General features: G+C 37.1%; 14 protein-coding genes, 10 tRNA genes and 1 rRNA gene. 2 read left to right on the top strand and 23 right to left on the bottom strand.

What is annotated here, in order from left to right; genetic code table 11:
* Positions 1–2: 2 nt before the first annotated feature.
* Both RCG19_RS10440 and RCG19_RS10435 read right to left on the bottom strand, forming a co-directional pair.
* The gene (locus RCG19_RS10440; RefSeq protein WP_308110714.1) at positions 3–2,177 is read right to left on the bottom strand and encodes a DDE-type integrase/transposase/recombinase; all 2,175 of its coding nucleotides are present in this window, start codon (positions 2,175–2,177) and stop codon (positions 3–5) included.
* Position 2,178: 1 nt separating this feature from the next.
* A complete protein-coding gene (locus RCG19_RS10435) occupies positions 2,179–3,021 on the bottom strand; it encodes a TnsA endonuclease N-terminal domain-containing protein (protein WP_308110713.1) in 843 nt (280 codons plus the stop codon).
* 332 nt (positions 3,022–3,353) lie between these two features.
* Here RCG19_RS10435 and RCG19_RS10430 point away from each other — a divergent pair, with 332 nt between their 5' ends.
* Complete coding sequence (locus RCG19_RS10430) at positions 3,354–3,851, top strand: helix-turn-helix domain-containing protein (RefSeq protein WP_308110712.1); 498 nt, start codon at positions 3,354–3,356, stop codon at positions 3,849–3,851.
* Positions 3,852–4,827: 976 nt separating this feature from the next.
* Here RCG19_RS10430 and RCG19_RS10425 read toward each other — a convergent pair.
* From RCG19_RS10425 to sigW, 9 genes are all read right to left on the bottom strand, one after another.
* Entirely contained in the window at positions 4,828–5,064 is a 237-nt protein-coding gene (locus RCG19_RS10425; RefSeq protein ID WP_308110711.1) for a hypothetical protein, read from the bottom strand.
* Between the two features lie 774 nt (positions 5,065–5,838).
* Positions 5,839–6,162 (bottom strand): hypothetical protein, encoded by a 324-nt coding sequence (locus tag RCG19_RS10420; protein ID WP_308110710.1) that lies wholly within the window; start codon positions 6,160–6,162, stop codon positions 5,839–5,841.
* Position 6,163: 1 nt separating this feature from the next.
* The gene (locus RCG19_RS10415; RefSeq protein ID WP_308110709.1) at positions 6,164–6,562 is read right to left on the bottom strand and encodes a hypothetical protein; all 399 of its coding nucleotides are present in this window, start codon (positions 6,560–6,562) and stop codon (positions 6,164–6,166) included.
* 716 nt (positions 6,563–7,278) lie between these two features.
* On the bottom strand, positions 7,279–9,081 hold the full coding sequence (glmS, locus tag RCG19_RS10410) for a glutamine--fructose-6-phosphate transaminase (isomerizing) (RefSeq protein WP_166246495.1): 1,803 nt from the start codon (positions 9,079–9,081) through the stop codon (positions 7,279–7,281).
* Positions 9,082–9,561: 480 nt separating this feature from the next.
* Positions 9,562–10,911 (bottom strand): phosphoglucosamine mutase, encoded by a 1,350-nt coding sequence (glmM, locus tag RCG19_RS10405; RefSeq protein ID WP_308110708.1) that lies wholly within the window; start codon positions 10,909–10,911, stop codon positions 9,562–9,564.
* A 38-nt stretch (positions 10,912–10,949) separates the two neighbouring features.
* On the bottom strand, positions 10,950–12,176 hold the full coding sequence (locus RCG19_RS10400; RefSeq protein ID WP_308110707.1) for a CdaR family protein: 1,227 nt from the start codon (positions 12,174–12,176) through the stop codon (positions 10,950–10,952).
* A complete protein-coding gene (gene cdaA / locus RCG19_RS10395; RefSeq protein ID WP_166246489.1) occupies positions 12,169–12,996 on the bottom strand; it encodes a diadenylate cyclase CdaA in 828 nt (275 codons plus the stop codon). The genes RCG19_RS10400 and cdaA overlap by 8 nt, the downstream gene beginning before the upstream one ends.
* A 228-nt stretch (positions 12,997–13,224) precedes the next feature.
* The gene (rsiW, locus tag RCG19_RS10390; protein ID WP_166246487.1) at positions 13,225–13,848 is read right to left on the bottom strand and encodes an anti-sigma-W factor RsiW; all 624 of its coding nucleotides are present in this window, start codon (positions 13,846–13,848) and stop codon (positions 13,225–13,227) included.
* 18 nt (positions 13,849–13,866) lie between these two features.
* The gene (gene sigW / locus RCG19_RS10385; RefSeq protein ID WP_166246485.1) at positions 13,867–14,430 is read right to left on the bottom strand and encodes an RNA polymerase sigma factor SigW; all 564 of its coding nucleotides are present in this window, start codon (positions 14,428–14,430) and stop codon (positions 13,867–13,869) included.
* A gap of 199 nt (positions 14,431–14,629) precedes the next feature.
* Between sigW and RCG19_RS10380 the strand changes: the two genes are divergently transcribed.
* Positions 14,630–14,815, top strand: coding sequence for an aspartyl-phosphate phosphatase Spo0E family protein (locus RCG19_RS10380; RefSeq protein WP_308110706.1), 186 nt, complete (start codon positions 14,630–14,632; stop codon positions 14,813–14,815).
* Between the two features lie 36 nt (positions 14,816–14,851).
* Here the strand turns inward: RCG19_RS10380 and rocF are convergent, their stop codons facing one another.
* From rocF to rrf, 12 genes are all read right to left on the bottom strand, one after another.
* Positions 14,852–15,751 carry an arginase gene (rocF, locus tag RCG19_RS10375; protein ID WP_166246483.1) on the bottom strand — a complete coding sequence of 300 codons (900 nt, stop codon included), beginning with the start codon at positions 15,749–15,751 and terminating at the stop codon, positions 14,852–14,854.
* Positions 15,752–16,512: 761 nt separating this feature from the next.
* Positions 16,513–16,588: transfer RNA gene (locus RCG19_RS10370), tRNA-Ala, on the bottom strand.
* Positions 16,589–16,596: 8 nt separating this feature from the next.
* Positions 16,597–16,671: transfer RNA gene (locus tag RCG19_RS10365), tRNA-Gly, on the bottom strand.
* A gap of 59 nt (positions 16,672–16,730) precedes the next feature.
* Positions 16,731–16,803 (bottom strand) — tRNA-Lys (locus RCG19_RS10360).
* A 7-nt stretch (positions 16,804–16,810) separates the two neighbouring features.
* Positions 16,811–16,885: transfer RNA gene (locus tag RCG19_RS10355), tRNA-Gln, on the bottom strand.
* A gap of 40 nt (positions 16,886–16,925) precedes the next feature.
* Positions 16,926–17,010: transfer RNA gene (locus RCG19_RS10350), tRNA-Tyr, on the bottom strand.
* A 19-nt stretch (positions 17,011–17,029) separates the two neighbouring features.
* A tRNA-Thr gene (locus RCG19_RS10345) sits at positions 17,030–17,102 on the bottom strand.
* A gap of 40 nt (positions 17,103–17,142) precedes the next feature.
* Positions 17,143–17,218 (bottom strand) — tRNA-Val (locus tag RCG19_RS10340).
* 5 nt (positions 17,219–17,223) lie between these two features.
* Positions 17,224–17,298 (bottom strand) — tRNA-Glu (locus tag RCG19_RS10335).
* A gap of 20 nt (positions 17,299–17,318) precedes the next feature.
* Positions 17,319–17,391, bottom strand: a tRNA-Thr gene (locus RCG19_RS10330).
* A gap of 28 nt (positions 17,392–17,419) precedes the next feature.
* Positions 17,420–17,494 (bottom strand) — tRNA-Asn (locus tag RCG19_RS10325).
* 14 nt (positions 17,495–17,508) lie between these two features.
* A 5S ribosomal RNA gene (gene rrf, locus RCG19_RS10320) occupies positions 17,509–17,625 on the bottom strand.
* Between the last annotated feature and the right edge of the window lie 12 nt (positions 17,626–17,637).

Below are 17,637 nucleotides of genomic sequence, written 5' to 3'. Positions count from 1 at the left end.
AATTACAATTCACCTTCTTTATCTTGGTTAATGATTAAATTTAATAAATGATCAGATTCATCCTGAATTTCTTCGGTTTTACTTTTAAAATCCTCTAAATAAACTACGCTGGATTGATGATTTTCATTTTTATCTTCTAAAGTATCGGCCCATTTTTCTTGCTCTCTAATATGGATTTTTTCATCTTTCCTATTTTGTTTTATTTCTTTTAGCCTTTCTAATTTACTTTCAAAACCAGTTTGGCTTTCGTTACTGCTTGAAGTCTCTTCATTTATTATTTTCTTTATTCGAGCATCTGTATCAACCTTTAGTTGGCTCTGTGCAGTTCCCATGACTTGAATTTGAGTTTCTAAGACAAGTTGCTGTTCTAAAACTTCTTCCAATCTAAATCCACTATATGCTTTATCTCTGTCCATTAAATTAAATTTTTCTTTACCTATATAGATATGATTAACATCTCTGGGATCAAATTGAATAAATTCTGCCCATCTTCTTTTTCTAGCTTTTTCAAACCATCCTTCATTAATTGCTTTATCAGATGAATATCTCATTTGGTTAAAAATAATCCCTTCTCCAGTTACAGAAGCTTTTCCAGAAGGCATTAGATTTAAGCGAATTTCATCCCTAGTTACTTGTTTTAACACACCTGATCTATGTTTATAGCCCCAGTTCCAGATATTCAGGGGGGTGGGTATAATGTTTGCTGAGATCATTTCCTTTTCTAATGGGTAATTATTTATTATTGAGTGGTTATGCTCTAAAATGGTAAGAACTATAATCTTCTCAAATGCTTTTAAAGTCAATTTAGCATCTAAACGATAATCTTTTCCTCCTCTGACTTTAAAATCTTTGTGAACTATTCCTGGTACCCAATGAAGCTTTATTCTATCGTTAAGGATTCGAAAATGACGTTCAACAATTCCTTTTAGATCAGCTCTGTAAGGAGGAGTATTAATTATTTTAGTCCCAAATGAATCAGTAAGTTTGTCTGCATTTGTACTTTCAAACTCTCCCCTATCAGCTTTTATTTTTTTGGGTAAATGACTTGATGGCCAATCATCTTCCTCAATATCAATTTCTAATCGCTTACAATACATTTTTTTATTAACTGTAGTATTTTCTAATGCCATCATTGCAGCAAGCCACGATGGACCTTCTAAACCGACGTAAACTCCAACTATTAATCTGGAGAATGCATCTTTCACTATATAAACAACTGGTCTGCCAATAATTCTTGACCTATCTATTTCACTCACTAAATAAATATCTGCAATTGTGGCATCAATTTCAAATATGTCCCCAGGTCCAGCAGCCTTATTTTTTGAGCTACCAATTGTCGGGCGCCCAGTTAATTGATATTGACGTTCTCCAATACGATTAATTAATCGGTCTTTAAATGTGTATGTTGTTTTGTACCAATACAAAAATTGCCTATAGGTAGGAACTACTTCATCCGGTAATAAAGTTGGGACAAGCTCACCATCTATTTTTTTATATCCACTGATATAATAATGGGCTCTCGTTTCCTTATAAGCCTCTTTTAGAGTAGTCTTTTTCCCCTTATAAAATTGTTTAATTGCAATCTCAAAGATTTTTTTATCAGCTTTTAAAACATTTACCCCTATCCCCTCTTGCCCAAGTAAAATAGACTTTTTGGGAGGTCGTCCTACTTTATTTCCTTTTAATTTTTTGGATTTTCCTTTCCCTCCACTTTTTGAATAATTTGGTAGTAGGGAATTTTTTGTTTTCCCTCCTATCCAATATTCTCTTAAAACGGAGTATATTCTTTTACTTTTTTTACCTGTTTTATTTTTTATTTCTTTTACAATCTCTTCAAGTCTTGGTATGTCATAAATGTATGGCTCATAATCAACATAATCTTTTATAAGATTCCATTTTTCATCCCGTATATATTTATGCTTGTCCAAATACTCTTCGTTTGGAGAGTTTAAATCCGTATAAGGGTCTACTTCTAATTTAAAAGCAAAAGGGGTTGTTAATATTTCAATAATCTCATGGTATCTCTTAAATTGAGGTAGTGGTGATTTCTCCTTTCCATCTATTCTAATGACAACAGCGGTTTCTAAATCATCGGAAATCCATAGTACCCTTTCTATAGAAATCATCCTAAGATCTTTATCTCGATATTCAATTATTGAATTAACGAAAATATTCATATTATTCCTCCAGTAGTTCATGTGCTTCAGCTTTTAAGTCGTAAATTTCCAATGGCTTAGATGGATTAATAATTGCATTTATATTCGTTTCCCAGATTTTGTTTGCAAGTAGGTACTTAACAATAAAAAGACATGAGCCTTGATTGAGCCCAAATAAGTCATCATATTTTAAGGAAAGAGTTGATAATCCTAGGTTTTCAGTTTTGACTGCCTTATATAATACAGGTGCTACTGAATTAATTAGTTCCATGTTTATGTTCGGTCTATTATCAATAGTTTTACAATCATAGAACCAGTCCATATTCTTAATAAAGTTAGAAGGTATATTTTGATCTGTAACTAACTTCCAATCCTCTATACCCAGGTCCTTATAGAACCTTTTTTCTATATCAAATTTTTCAAGTTCTCTTACATCTAGATGATCAACAGGCTTAATTGTACGTATGCAAGTTTTTATTCCACTTTCTGTTCTTAGGACTATAAAGAAATCAGATGTTATAACTTTAAAAGGTCCGTTTGCTCCACTCTCTCTTGGATGTTCAACTCCCAATTCTTCTGCTATTGCAAGAGTCTTTTCCAATGGAAGCAACGGATATTGTTCTCTAATTTCTACTACATTTGATGACCACTCAAGAGTGTAAAAATAATTCAATTCTAAATCAGAAAGAAAATGATGAATACGTTTCGTCTTCCATCCTCTATCTCTCGTTGAATATCCTTTTGAGGGAACATCTTGAATTTTCAACCAGGGTTTGTAATCAATTCCTTCTCCCTGCCCCCTCCCTTCCTTGATCCATCTTTTAATTTTCTCCTCAGTTGAATTATTTCTTTTTCTTTTAGCCATTACATATTCTCCTTGTTTCAGATTCGCACTGATTTACTTTTTCCACCCTAACTTCTTTGCTAAATGTTAGGGTTTTTCTGGTTTAATCTTTAAACGAAAGTCTTTCCAGATAGCTAGAAAGTGTTCATTATCCATAAATTGAAACCGATATATATTTTCTACTTTTCGCCAATTCTTCATTTTTTCCGTATAATCTACTTAATGGATTGATAAATTTTAAACCATTAAATAATTTGCTAATACAAATATCGGCATGCGGATATCCGTATACCGATATTCAGTATACTCTATTTTTAAATTTTTAACCATTTTTTTTAAGGAGGGATAAAAAAATGTCCATTGGAGAAAGGTTCCAAAGCTTAAGAAAATCTATTGGAATGAAACAAGTCGAATTTGCCAAATCTATTGGTATTTCACAGGGTACTTTGAGTGACATAGAGAAAGGAAAGTATAAGCCATCCATCGAAACAATTATTTCAACTAGTGAAGAATTTGGAGTTACTACTGATTGGTTATTAAAAGGCGATGTGGTGAAATTCGAAGCTAATGAAAAATTTCCAATAACGGCTAAAGAGTTGGTGGATAGGATTTTATATGCAATAAATAAAGAAAAGAACACAATTTTAGCAGAAAAAAAAATGCCTCCAAATGTTCTAAATAGAATGATATCCCTTATAATAATGGGGCTTTATAATTCTAAATCTACAAGAGATGAATTAATTTTAATAAACATATTTAGGAAACTAAAAAATGAGGAAAAAAATGAATTGTTATTGTTAGCAAACAACATTTTGGGGATTATGGAATTAAAAAATGATGAAATTCTTTAAGATAAAATCAGACCGTTTAGAATAAAGATAAATATGGTAACAGACTATAAAATCAGAAGAGCGTCGATAACGTATCAACTATAATCCTAAAAAAGAAAAGTAGGGAAAAAGGAATAATTATTTAAAATCAATCTGTAAAGATGACCTTTATAAAAAAGATGAAAAAGATTTACAAATCGATTCAATACTCATTTTTCTCAACTTTGTAATTCATATAGCCTATAGGATAACTTTTATGGCCAACAGCTATATAATAGCCTTGTATTAAATCAGTACAAGGTATATTTGATTGAGCTTTTTTGTCTCCAATCATGTTATATTATCATCATTTGACATTTTTCTGTCTTTAACTTTGGTTTGATTTTGCAACTGAGTGGTGATTTCATATTTCACCACTTAGTAAGATAACGAAAATAGATATATAACTTTTTGAAATTTTTTCATAATATGTAATTTATGTAATTTAATTGATACATCCAATACATGATTACCTTGATAAATGATTTGTCCATTTTTCTTGTTACTTTAACCGTAACAGGTGTCTCCCACTCGTAAATTTAAGGGTATATTTGGGGTATCCAGAGTTTTCCGCTATTGTATTGAGGATTGGGAATAAGCCTTTTGTTTTAAAAAAATTTTAATCATTTTCTACCTTTGATGCTCCACAATCGCGCCCGATTCTGAAATCTCTACTGCATATTATCATCGAGGTACACAATAATTAATAAACAAAATAACCATGCAGTTAGTGAAATCTTAAAATAAAAAGTAGAGCAAGGATAGATCTGGATATCACTAGTGAAATTAATATGTTTGTTCTTTTTTCTCCTTCTTTAGATACGCAAACAACAATAATAAAGTAATAGCAATCTGATGCAAAAGGTGTTTGTGGCGACCCCTTCCTATATTTTCCTCATATGCAGTGCATTCCGTCCATTCACGTATATATTCAATGCCATCCTTCCCCTCAATTTTATCATCTCCCCTCCAACATCAAGCTGCATATTGCATAGGCATTTTTAACAGGATCCCCAGTAGCAAACCCCTCTTGGACATTATTTAATTCATCCAAAAGACATTTGATACTATGCTTTATCTCCTCTGTGTCTGTGCTAATTTTATCCAAAGAAAATCTTAGTCGCATAATTTGTTTCAATTTTTCAAGGGAATCTTCATTGGAAAAAAGCAGCAGGAATTTATTCCTATCAATCATGGCATACCGTCCTTTCCCACTATCATAATTTATATATTCTACTTCCTTTTTACGGTCTAAACATTACCCAACGCAATTTTCCCTTTCAATTTACCATTAACTATCCTTAAGATCATAAGGAATAACGATTCTTGCCGAAAATTGTTTCTTTGAAGTAAAGTTTGATTAAAAACACCTCATAAAACTTTATTTTTCGATAAAAAAAGAAGAAGCCATAGAAAAAAGATTAATCAAAACGGATTCTTCTCTAGCATTTTTAAGTTATGGATTTATAAAAAAGTTTGATTATTTCTTCCCTTAGATTTTCCAGAATCGCGCCCTTTTCTGGAATAAGCAATGGAGCTATATTAGTTGGTTGTGAAATAAAAACTCAGTTAGTTCTAAAGAAGTCCAATGTTTCTTTAAATGTATTTTGTGCTGATTCTACATTGTATATAGGTGAGTATGGATCATTAAATCCGTGTTCACCCTTACATATATGTATATCTATATTCTGTTTATCTAAAGCTGAAATTAGTTCATCAACATTCGATTTTTCTCCTTCTGGAAAAAAAAGTAACGTTAATTTCTGATAATATATTTTTCACTTTATGTAATTCATTAATGAAACCAACGTTATCAATAAAATTACGGTAAGCTTTTTCTTCTTGAGAATAGCTAAATGGGATTTCTTGTTCTAATTAATTCGGACAAATGAAATCAAAATATTGTTTTGATAATACTTCACATAAATTTGTTATATGTTGGTTAATTTCATATATTTCATGTAATACATTATTTGATTAACATAATTCCAGCAAACGTTTTTAAAACAACAGGGGCGTAAGCACCCCTAAATTTTCTTGGGTGAGGGTTAGCATAATAGTCGGTCGACAAAAATTCTTGCTGGTTTATTCGCTCTTTCACTATTAGGTAAGTCATACTACTTTTTGGTATTTTTGTTTCCAGATATGCTAAAATTTCTTCTTTTTCTGCAATAGAGATAGTTGTATCTTCTTCAAATCCTTTTCGGAATTTAAAAGCATCAAAGCCACCTTTGAAATTCACAATACCGATTGCGGAATTAAAAGCATTATCTAATTGTATAATAGTAAACATATTATCTTTCCTCCTCTTTTAAAGGTTCTTCTCCATTTTCTTCTAACAATACTGCAAATAAAATTAGTTTGATTACAAATGGTTTGAAAATCCTTTTTGTTCCGAAAATCTCAATAAAGTCTCTTTGAAGTTGTTCAATGTCCTGTAGAACACTTGCTTCAAGGTTAAAGGCTGTTTGCAATCCTTCAAGAGATTTATCATTATTATCTGTTACATTTGGAATTGATATAGAATTCACCTTGTGCCAATCAATTTGTGATAATTTGGGCTTGATAGATTTCCATGCCATACCAACTAAATAACCGCTTGTCACCTTGGCATTTGGGTCACCAAATTTAATAATTTTGTACTCTTGCATTGCAACTACGGCAGGTCGACTTAACCTCATTTGAATTCTCATAAACTTTATACCTTCTTTCTGTAAATTGTTAATAAGAATTGTCTACCGCATGCAATAGTATACGGTAGACTTATGTCTTACTATTTATGAATATATCAAAAAAGTAAGACACTTGTCGACCTTTTTATTTGTAAGCAAAAAAAGAAAAAGAGCAACTGTTGCTTTGAAATAAGGTTTGATCAAAAATATCTCACAAAGCAGCATTTTACGATAAATTAAAAGAATCCATTTTGAAAAAAAGATTGATCAAAATGGATTCTTTATCAGTAGCTCTAAGCTTCGATTTTATAAAAAAGTTTGATCATTTCCTGATGGTGTTACTCAAAAATCTGGCCCGATTGTTGAATAGAATGACTCACATTTTTATAAACAACTTTATGTAAATTAAACGACTTTATTGTAAGTTATTTGTCACTTAACATCCTATTTTAATATTCAGATTTACATTGTGTTCCTTTATGGTACACAATAAAAAAGACTATCCCTAAAGGACAGTCTTGAAATTAAATATTGAATTTGGGGTTTGAAAAAACACAAATAATCACCCACTGTAGAAATATTTCCTCTTTTTCCAATTTATAATCTTGAAACTAATAATAATTTACTGTTTCCAGCTTTTTTATTACGTTTCTAACTTTTTTCTTCTATTTCCATCTTTTTTTTAATGTTTCCATCTTTTTTTTACTTTTACACTTTTGTTATCTTTTATATATTGACTACTCAACCGTCACCGATTTAGCAAGGTTACGTGGTTTGTCAACGTCACAATCACGGTGTAATGCTGCGTAATAGGCAATTAATTGCATTGGTATGACAGAGATAAGCGGTGTTAATAATTCGTGTACTTCTGGGATGACAAAGCTATCTTCATCCATTTCAAGACCCTTCATCGAAATGATGCATGGGTTTGCTCCACGGGCAACGACTTCTTTTACGTTTCCGCGAATACTTAGGTTGACACTTTCTTGAGTAGCAAGAGCAATGATCGGTGTACCTTCTTCAATTAAAGCGATGGTACCATGCTTTAATTCGCCACCAGCAAAGCCCTCTGCTTGAATATAGGAAATTTCCTTCAGCTTCAAGGCACCTTCTAAGCATACATAGTAGTCAACACCACGGCCAATGAAGAAGGCATTACGAGTGACTGATAAAAATTCTCTAGAAATGTGCTCGAACAACTCTTTAGAATCACAAAGAACTTCCATTGCGTTGGCAATGATTCCTAGTTCATGAATCAGGTCAAAGTCAACGGTGATTCCTTGGCTTTTCGCTGTCACTTCCGCTAAAATAGCTAACACGGCTAACTGTGCAGTATAGGCTTTTGAAGAGGCAACCGCTATTTCAGGACCTGCATGAAGCAATAGTGTATAATCCGCTTCACGTGATAAAGTTGATCCTGGAACATTGGTAATCGTTAACGTACGATACCCCATTTCCTTCACTTTCACAAGTACCGCACGGCTGTCAGCTGTTTCCCCACTTTGTGTAATGAAGATAAACAACGGCTTCTTTGTTAGAAGCGGCATATTATAAACAAATTCACTGGAAATATGAACTTCTACTGGAAGTTTTGCCATACTTTCAATAAATTGCTTTCCAACAAGCCCTGCGTGATAAGAGGTCCCCGCTGCGATGATGTAGACACGGTCAGATTCATTCATAGCAGTGATAATTTCAGGGTCAATGACTAACTGTCCTTGCTCATTTTGATACGTTTGAATGATCTTACGCATCACTAGCGGCTGTTCATCAATCTCTTTTAACATGTAGTGTGGATATGTGCCTTTTTCAATATCACTTGCATCAAGTTCTGCTGTATAGGGCTCACGGCTAATAATGTCGCCATTTAAATTTTGAATCGTCACGGCATCCTTTGTCACAAGAACGATTTCTTTGTCCATTAGTTCTACGTATTGGTTTGTTACTTGTAGCATCGCCATCGCGTCACTTGCAACAACGTTAAAATCAGTACCTAAACCAACAAGCAGCGGACTTTTATTTTTTGCCACATAAATGGTTTCACCGTTTTGTTCATCTAATAGCGCAATCGCGTATGAACCGTGTAAAAGTGTCAATGTTTTGCGGAAAGCTTCGATCACTTCTAAACCTTCGTTTACAAACAACTCAATCAATTGAACAATGACTTCTGTATCTGTTTCACTTATAAAATGAACATTTGTTAAATATTCACGCTTTAAAAGATCATAATTCTCAATTACACCATTATGAACAAGGGTAAAGCGTCCGGTTGCACTTTGATGTGGATGAGAATTCACCTGGCTTGGCACCCCGTGTGTTGCCCAACGTGTATGACCAATTCCGATATTCGCCATTACATCCTTATCAACGATCATGCGCAAATCAGCAATTCGACCTTTTTCTTTAAAAACGTGAATGCCCTTTTCATTTTTTACAGCAATCCCAGCGGAGTCATATCCTCTATATTCTAGCTTCTCTAAGCCTTTTAATAAAATTTCTTTAGAGTCATTATTTCCTATATAACCAACAATTCCACACATTTTCTTGTTCCTCCCTAATTCAGGGGGCAAGTTGCTTTCTGAGGGCGGTCTTGCCCCCTTATCTCTGTTTTTTTGTTAGGTATCTGTCTATACCTTTTTAAACATTATTGGTAGTATGCGCATTTTCCCCTCTTTGTGCACAGAGTTGCCTCCATGTTTTAAAGAGGAAATTTTCGGTTGTGCGTCTCCAACCGGGAGGTATCCGCCGAATTTTCGATAAACCTCCACCTCGTCAACTAATCTAACCACTGAAGATTAGTTCAGGCGCTTTTAAATGACTATTTCTTCTCCTGCCCTCCTTTCAACGTTAAAATGGTTTCCCTTTGCTTTATTCATAACAAAGCAGATTAATCTTACATGATTTGTCAGTCGTCCGTCAACTAAAAATTCCATTATTAACATTTTGTTCAAAGGCCATTCAAAAATAAAATATGCAAAAGGGAACAGTTTTGTACCGTTTCCTTTTGCATATTTTGTAAGTTATTCTTTTAATTCCATCTCTTCTTTTACAACTGTGACAATGCGATCCACATAGGTTGCACATAATTCTTCTGTAGCTGCTTCTGCCATGACCCGGACAAGCGGTTCTGTTCCGGATGGACGGACAAGGATTCTTCCGTTCCCGGCCATTTCCGCTTCCACTTGCTCAATAATCTCTTTTACTCTGGCATTATCTGTCACATGATGTTTATCTGTTACCCTTACATTTACAAGCTTTTGCGGGTACTTTTTCATTTCACTGGCAAGCTCTGATAAAGGTTTACCAGTTGACTTCATAATATTGACTAATTGCAGCCCTGATAGTAATCCGTCACCAGTGGTATTATAGTCTAAAAATATGATATGACCTGATTGTTCCCCGCCAAGATTAAAGCCATTCTTCTTCATTTCCTCTACCACATAGCGATCACCCACTGCAGTTGGTACACTATGAATGCCATGGGTTTCAAGGGCTTTATAAAAACCAAGATTACTCATGACGGTTGAAACAATCGTTCCATGCTTTAAGCGCCCTTGTTCTTTCATATGCTTACCACAAATGTACATGATTTGGTCGCCATCAACGATCGTTCCGTTTTCATCGATGGCAATTAAACGGTCGCCATCGCCATCAAAGGAAAGCCCGACATCTGCACCCTTTTCTTTCACCAAAGCGGCAAGTGCCTCCGGATGTGTAGAGCCAACACCTGCGTTGATATTTAACCCATTAGGTGATGCACCCATCGTGGACAAATCAGCATCTAAATCAGCAAACAAATGACTGGCTAACGACGATGTTGCTCCGTGAGCACAATCTAAGGCCACATGGATGCCGGAAAAGTCTTCCTCCACCGTATTCTTTAAGTATTGCAGATACTTTTGTCCACCTTCAAAATAATCCATAACTTGACCAAGGTCTGCTCCAGTTGGCCTTGGCAATTGATCTTCGGCTACATCAATTAAGGCTTCAATTTCTTCCTCTTGTTCGTCCGATAGCTTAAAACCATCCGGTCCGAAAAATTTAATTCCGTTATCCGCCACTGGATTATGGGAAGCGGAAATCATGACACCGGCTTGTGCCCCTAATGCTTTTGTCAAATACGCAACGCCTGGAGTTGAGATGACTCCTACACGCATGACTTCTGCACCAATTGAAAGTAAACCGGCAACAAGGGCCCCCTCGAGCATATGGCCTGAAATACGTGTATCACGGCCAATCAAAACCTTCGGACGATCCTTGTCCTTTGTCAATACATAACCGCCAAAGCGGCCTAATTTAAAGGCCATCTCAGGTGTTAATTCGCTATTTGCAACACCGCGTACCCCATCGGTACCGAAATATTTTCCCATTTTAAAAATCTCTCCTTCAACATATGAATTGCTGAATATTATGCATTATTCGTTATCGTGATTTTTGCTGATGATTTATCAGGTTTCCAATTAATATTAGATGGGCCTTCCACCTGGATTTTCACATCATGGATTCCTTCTACTAATCCCGTCAAGTCAATAAACACAGTAAAGTCTTCCTGTCTTAATCCCGTTACTGAGCTGCTTGGACCATTTACGACTAAATTAATGGTTTGACTTGCCGGGTCAGTAATCTCCGCTTTATATTTATCTGGTAACCCCCGGACTTTCAAAGGGACACCTGAAACAGTTTTCTCTTCTTGCTTTTTGACAACTACCGTTGCCTTTACCGTTTGCGGGGTTACCTTTGTAATCCCGTTTGAGATGATGACAGGTAAGGTCAGCGTGGTGTTCTCGGAAATTTTACTAAGATCCACTTCCACTCGGACACTTTCTGTATTTTTCAAAACCTCTTCATTTCCCATAATGGTCGCTTCTTTTTCATCCAGTTCAATCGACTCAATCGTGACGCCTGCAGGAGATGTTCCTTTATTCACCACATTAATGGGAACCGTTTTGCTGTTACTTTTAATAGGAATGGTCACCTTGACGGTCTCTGGCTCGACGATCACATTCAACTTATTCAGTACTTTGTCCAATACTTGAATACGGGCTTCTTTCGTTGTCGTTTCTGACAATTTACTTTTTTCATCAATGGTTGCCTTCACATAGGTAATCTGGTCGATCACATCTTTGGCACCTGTTACCTTCACTTTTTTGGGTTCAATAATGGGTGATCCAGCCGAATACCCATCTTCAATTTGACCCGAGTTCATTTCGGCTTCTACTTTAAATTCCTTTGTAATCTTTTCTTGAACCGTTACGTTGACACTTGCTGGTTTCAATGTTGCCTTTAACTTATCAGATAAATCCTTTACTTTAAGCTTTACCTTTTGCTTTCCAATCTTGGCATTCGTTAAATCCACATAGACCTCAAAGTTTTTTAATGTCTTCGCAGATTGGACATGTGAAACGGGACCTTTGATCGTGATATCCGCTGTCCTGGGAATGCCGGTTACAACTAAATTATTGACATCGTAGTAAACCTTTACGGGCATCGCCTTGATTGTCTCTGTGGTTTGCTTCCCTGGAACATTGACATCAGAGAACTTTTTATCGGTAGGAGCCACAGAAAAGTAAAACAAGACAGCTAACAACAAGGCAAGGATTTTTATAAACCACGGGTTATCCATCAGTTTATCCATTATTTTTCCCCCTCCAGTTCCAACGAGCTGAAGTAGCCTGTTTTGTTTTGTTTTGTATAACCATTTCACTGGCGAGCATTTCTTTTAATTCCTCTAATTTAATATCGCGATGCAGTTCGCCATTCTTTGTTAAAGAGATATTACCAGTTTCCTCCGATACGACGACTGTCACGCTGTCAGTCACTTCACTGATTCCTAATGCAGCGCGATGCCTCGTTCCCAGTTCCTTTGAAATAAATGGACTCTCGGATAAGGGAAGATAACATGCTGCAGCTGAAACATTACTTTTTTGAATAATGACCGCACCATCATGGAGCGGTGTATTTGGAATAAAGATATTAATGAGCAATTCTGAAGAAATATTAGAATTTAACTGAATTCCCGTTTCTATGTAATCACTCATACCAGTCTCACGCTCAATTGAAATTAATGCCCCGATTCGGCGCTTTGCCATATAATCCGTTGCCTTCACAATCGCTTCGACTGTTTTTTCCTGGTTATCATCATCCTGTGTTCTGCTGCTGGAGAAGAAACGCCCTCTTCCTAATTGCTCAAGTGCCCTTCTCAGCTCAGGTTGAAAGATAATGATAACGGCAAGAAATCCCCAATTTATGGCCTGCTGCATCATAAAGCTTAATGTCGTTAAGCCAAGCCACTCACCGACTACTCTGACAAGAAGAATAACGAGAATCCCTTTTAATAACTGAACAGCCTTCGTTCCTCTTATCACATTAATCAGTTTGTAAATGACATACCATACGAGGACAATATCAACAATACTAGCTAGATACTTCCATACAGTGAAATCAGCAAACTGCATTGTTCTTCCTCCGTAACTTTTTAAAAACTAATATGGCGTTACACGCCACCATCTACCATACCTTTTCCATAGAAACGTCATAGTGAATACAACCAATTTATTATAACACGAGTATTCCCATATCTAAAGCTATCGGTTTCACGGAGCTTTTCGAAGCAATACACGATATACCTATTATATGTAACAGCTTAAAAAAACAAATCACTCAGAATAGAGTGATTTGTTCATTTATTGGGTTTCCGGCTGGTTAAAGACATCAATCACTTCTTGTGCTGTCCGTTTCATGTGATACCATATCCAGTCAAAAACTTCATTTACTTCTTCAATTTGGCCTGTTACGTGGCCAGCGGAAGCAAGATATTTTTCACCATTGATTACTGTCACATTCCCTTGGATTTCACCTTCGATTTTCAATTTCCCATTACGAACGACGACATCACCCTTGACCGTCTCACCTTTTGGGACGATAACCGTATTATTCTTCACGACTAAGTTTTTTTGCTTTGACACCGAAAACTCACGGTCTTGATTCCAGGTGGAAAATATACTTCCCATCATTAATAGGATGAACACCGAGGCAGCCGCAAGCATCGGATGATTTCGGAACCAACGCTGCATCCATACCTTTTTCTTTTCTTTCGGCAAACGCGCCAAAACATTGGCTGTGAAATCTGCGGGAGCCTGCATGTGGGAAAGGCTTTTGACAAAAGCAACTGTCTTTTTTAATTCATTAAAGATCGTTTCACATTCTTTACAGCTCTGGAGGTGTTCCCTCAGTATTTGTTCCTTTTCAGGTACAATTTCTTCATCTAAATATTCATGCATTAGTTCGATGATTTGTTCTGGACACATATTCGGTTTCACCTCTTATCACACATAACGTAATTGTTGTCTTAACGCTTCTCGGCCACGGTGTATTCTCGTTTTTACCGTTCCGAGTGGCAAATCGAGAATTTCACTTATTTCATTTAAGGATAACTCTTCTATATATTTTAAAACGATAGGGGATCGATATTTTTCCGGCAGCTTTAAGATTTCTTTCTGTACGTTCTCATGAAGCTCTAAACTTTCTACCTCCGACTCCGGTAGTGGTGTATTGGACGGAATCTGTGAATACATCGTTAAGCCTTCTGTTCCTGCCACTTCTGCATCTAAATAATAGTCCGGCTTCTTTTTTCGTATCCTATCAATACAAAGATTGGTGGCAATCCGAAAAAGCCAGGTGGAGAATTTTAAATCCTGATTAAACGACCGGATATTCACAAAGGCTCGAATAAACGCCTCCTGTGCCATGTCCTCTGCTTCATGTCGATTTCCAAGCATTCTAAAACAAAGCTGATAGACACTGTTTTTATATATTTCAACGATTTCACCATAGGCATCCTGATCTCCTTTGATGACTTGTTTTATTCTTTTTTTCACAATAGCTTCCATTAAGTTTCCTCAGCTCCAATGCTGCTATACGATACTACGAATCGCTAGCGAAAAAGTTTCGTTTTGAGCGAAAATCTTTCAATACCTATAATATTAACAAAAATTTACTATAGTTGGGTAATTTAAGTTTAAAGTTTTTCCAAAGGGAGATAAAGATACTAAGGCGGTGTGCATCCTCCTTTGGCAGGAGTCGGCCCGTTTGTGCAAAATAACTAGGAATGAGGTGATCAAGCTGGGTGCTCATTTTCGCGGGTTAATGGAAGAGATAGAAATTTGCCGAGACAAAATGATTCGATTGGCATCAGAAACCTCTATAAACAATCAACAGGTAATTGAAACGAGTAAACGGTTAGATCATTTATTAAATCAAATAGTAAGAAAGTAAAAGCAGCTGCCTTGTTTTAATGCAGCTGCTTTGTTTCTATAAAAGCTTCTCGCCAAATAATGAACCCATTAATCCAACTGCAACGGAGGCTGTTTTATTCTTTTCATCTAGGATTGGGTTTACTTCCACAAATTCTGCAGAGGTAATGATATTCGCCTCTTCTAGCATTTCCATTGCCAAATGGCTTTCACGGTAGCTAATCCCGCCCATAACAGGTGTTCCTACACCAGGGCATTCACTCGGATCTAAACCGTCCAAATCGAGTGACAGGTGCACGCCATCTGTTCTTTCCTTTAGGTAGGCAATCGTTTCTTCCATGATCTTCGCCATCCCCATTCGATCAATTTCGTGCATAGTATAGACTGTAATCCCTTTTTCTTTTATTAAAATTCGTTCACCTTCATCAAGTGATCTTGCACCAATAATCACCACATGCTCAGGTTTAACTTTTGGAAAATACCCACCGATTTCTACTAATTTTGAGTGACCTAACCCAATGCTCGCTGCCAGTGGCATCCCATGAATGTTTCCTGAAGGGCTTGTCTCAGCTGTATTTAAGTCACCATGGGCATCATACCAAATCACGCCAAGGTTCTTATAGTGTTTAGAGACACCCGCTAATGTACCAATCGCAATACTATGATCACCACCAAGAACTAATGGAAATGAACCTGATTGCACCGCTTCGTCAACCTTTTCGGCCAGCATGGCGGTCTTTTCAGCCACTAAATCTAAATTCCGCAGGTTAGATTCTTGGTCGACTACTACTTCCGGTCTCCCGATGGGAATATCACCTAAATCGTGGATTTCATCAAATAAGGGAGTTAATCGTTCATTAATCCCCGCATAGCGGATGGCGCTTGGCCCCATATCTACTCCTCTTCTCATTTGACCTAAATCCATCGGCATTCCAATAATTGATAGCTTTTTACTCATCGTGTTATTCCCCCTAGCGCATTATATGTTCTATTTTAACCGCTTTCATACAAATGACTCAACTCGACAAAATAATGCATATATATGCGCTGAGACATGACTCCGGCTTGTTTTTCCCTTAAAGTAAAATTGGCGGGTTGAGTGAGGGCTTCTTCGTGATCCTATTTAAATTGGCAGCAGCAAAGATGTACTCAGATGTTCGGACGAATTTTGGGCCATGCCATGGGCGCCTTTCACATGTGAAGGACTAATTGTAGGTATTTACTTTGAGATTTGTTCTTCGTAGTCTTGATGATGGACTAATTGCAGGTGTTTTATTAGCGATTAGTCCTGCATGGTCTTGATGATGGACTAATCGCAGGCGTCCTATTAAAGATTAGTCCTTCATCGCCTTGATGATGGACTAATCCCTGGCATCCTATTAGCGATTAGTCCTTCATAGCCTTGATGAAAGACTAATCTCAGGCATCCTATTAATGATTAGTCCTTCATAGCCTTGATGAAAGACTAATCTCAGGCATCCTATTATAGATTAGTCCTTCAAGTTTCTTCGATAAAGGACGGTACAACGCATTCCCCTCCACATACGGAGTAATTCCAGATATGCTTACGACATTTATCAGGAAACATATCTACCTATTTTTTGAAGTTGAGTTAAGCACTGGGGCTGGACGCCTCTCCAAACTGTAACTTGAAAATTTTTATAAAATAAAAAAAGTCTTAAATCAGCAACCTGATTTAAGACTATATATGTAGTGTGATGGTGGAGCCTAGCGGGATCGAACCGCTGACCTCCTGCGTGCAAAGCAGGCGCTCTCCCAGCTGAGCTAAGGCCCCATTTGAACTGGAGCGGAAGACGGGATTCGAACCCGCGACCCCCACCTTGGCAAGGTGATGTTCTACCACTGAACTACTTCCGCATATTCACAAGCAAAAACCCGAAGATTTAAATCATCTGGGTTTCTGTAGTGTACAATTATGAGCCATGAAGGACTCGAACCTTCGACCCTCTGATTAAAAGTCAGATGCTCTACCAACTGAGCTAATGGCTCAACTACTTGGCTGGGCTAGCTGGATTTGAACCAACGCATGTCGCAGTCAAAGTGCGATGCCTTACCGCTTGGCTATAGCCCAATATAGTAATTAGTATGTCCACTTTTTCAAAAAATATAAATGGTGGAGGGGGACGGATTCGAACCGCCGAACCCGGAGGGAGCGGATTTACAGTCCGCCGCGTTTAGCCACTTCGCTACCCCTCCATTTATAAATGAAAAAAGGTGCCGGCGAGAGGACTTGAACCCCCAACCTACTGATTACAAGTCAGTTGCTCTACCAATTGAGCTACCCCGGCATATGGATTAAAGAATTATTCAGTTAACATAATAAGATTATGGTGGAGGATGACGGGATCGAACCGCCGACCCTCTGCTTGTAAGGCAGATGCTCTCCCAGCTGAGCTAATCCTCCAAATATGGTGACCCCTACGGGACTCGAACCCGTGTTACCTCCGTGAAAGGGAGGTGTCTTAACCGCTTGACCAAGGGGCCGAATTTTATTATTATAGGTAAGCTTCCAAGCGGGCTCGAACCGCTGACCTCTTCCTTACCATGGAAGTGCTCTACCTACTGAGCTATGGAAGCATAGCTGATTTTCTTAGTTGTTTAAAAGTGGCTCCGCAGGTAGGACTCGAACCTACGACCGATCGGTTAACAGCCGATAGCTCTACCACTGAGCTACTGCGGAATAATAATATAACAGCCTGGCAACGTCCTACTCTCACAGGGGCGCATGCCCCAACTACCATCGGCGCTGAGAAGCTTAACTTCCGTGTTCGGTATGGGAACGGGTGTGACCTTCTCGCCATAATTACCAGACTATTTTTTGAC

It is taken from the genome of Neobacillus sp. OS1-2 (assembly GCF_030915505.1).
Taxonomy (GTDB): Bacteria; Bacillota; Bacilli; order Bacillales; family Cytobacillaceae; genus Neobacillus.
Note: the sequence above shows the minus strand (reverse complement) of the source record. Positions and strands in the feature narration are given on the sequence as shown.

What these genes read in the sequence shown, in the direction of transcription:
- RCG19_RS10440 (WP_308110714.1), bottom strand. Translation starts at nt 2,177, where the DNA reads ATGAATATTTTCGTTAATTCAATAATTGAATATCGAGATAAAGATCTT.
- RCG19_RS10435 (WP_308110713.1), bottom strand. Translation starts at nt 3,021, where the DNA reads ATGGCTAAAAGAAAAAGAAATAATTCAACTGAGGAGAAAATTAAAAGA.
- RCG19_RS10430 (WP_308110712.1), top strand. Translation starts at nt 3,354, where the DNA reads ATGTCCATTGGAGAAAGGTTCCAAAGCTTAAGAAAATCTATTGGAATG.
- RCG19_RS10425 (WP_308110711.1), bottom strand. Translation starts at nt 5,064, where the DNA reads ATGATTGATAGGAATAAATTCCTGCTGCTTTTTTCCAATGAAGATTCC.
- RCG19_RS10420 (WP_308110710.1), bottom strand. Translation starts at nt 6,162, where the DNA reads ATGTTTACTATTATACAATTAGATAATGCTTTTAATTCCGCAATCGGT.
- RCG19_RS10415 (WP_308110709.1), bottom strand. Translation starts at nt 6,562, where the DNA reads ATGAGAATTCAAATGAGGTTAAGTCGACCTGCCGTAGTTGCAATGCAA.
- glmS (WP_166246495.1), bottom strand. Translation starts at nt 9,081, where the DNA reads ATGTGTGGAATTGTTGGTTATATAGGAAATAATGACTCTAAAGAAATT.
- glmM (WP_308110708.1), bottom strand. Translation starts at nt 10,911, where the DNA reads ATGGGAAAATATTTCGGTACCGATGGGGTACGCGGTGTTGCAAATAGC.
- RCG19_RS10400 (WP_308110707.1), bottom strand. Translation starts at nt 12,176, where the DNA reads ATGGATAAACTGATGGATAACCCGTGGTTTATAAAAATCCTTGCCTTG.
- cdaA (WP_166246489.1), bottom strand. Translation starts at nt 12,996, where the DNA reads ATGCAGTTTGCTGATTTCACTGTATGGAAGTATCTAGCTAGTATTGTT.
- rsiW (WP_166246487.1), bottom strand. Translation starts at nt 13,848, where the DNA reads ATGTGTCCAGAACAAATCATCGAACTAATGCATGAATATTTAGATGAA.
- sigW (WP_166246485.1), bottom strand. Translation starts at nt 14,430, where the DNA reads ATGGAAGCTATTGTGAAAAAAAGAATAAAACAAGTCATCAAAGGAGAT.
- rocF (WP_166246483.1), bottom strand. Translation starts at nt 15,751, where the DNA reads ATGAGTAAAAAGCTATCAATTATTGGAATGCCGATGGATTTAGGTCAA.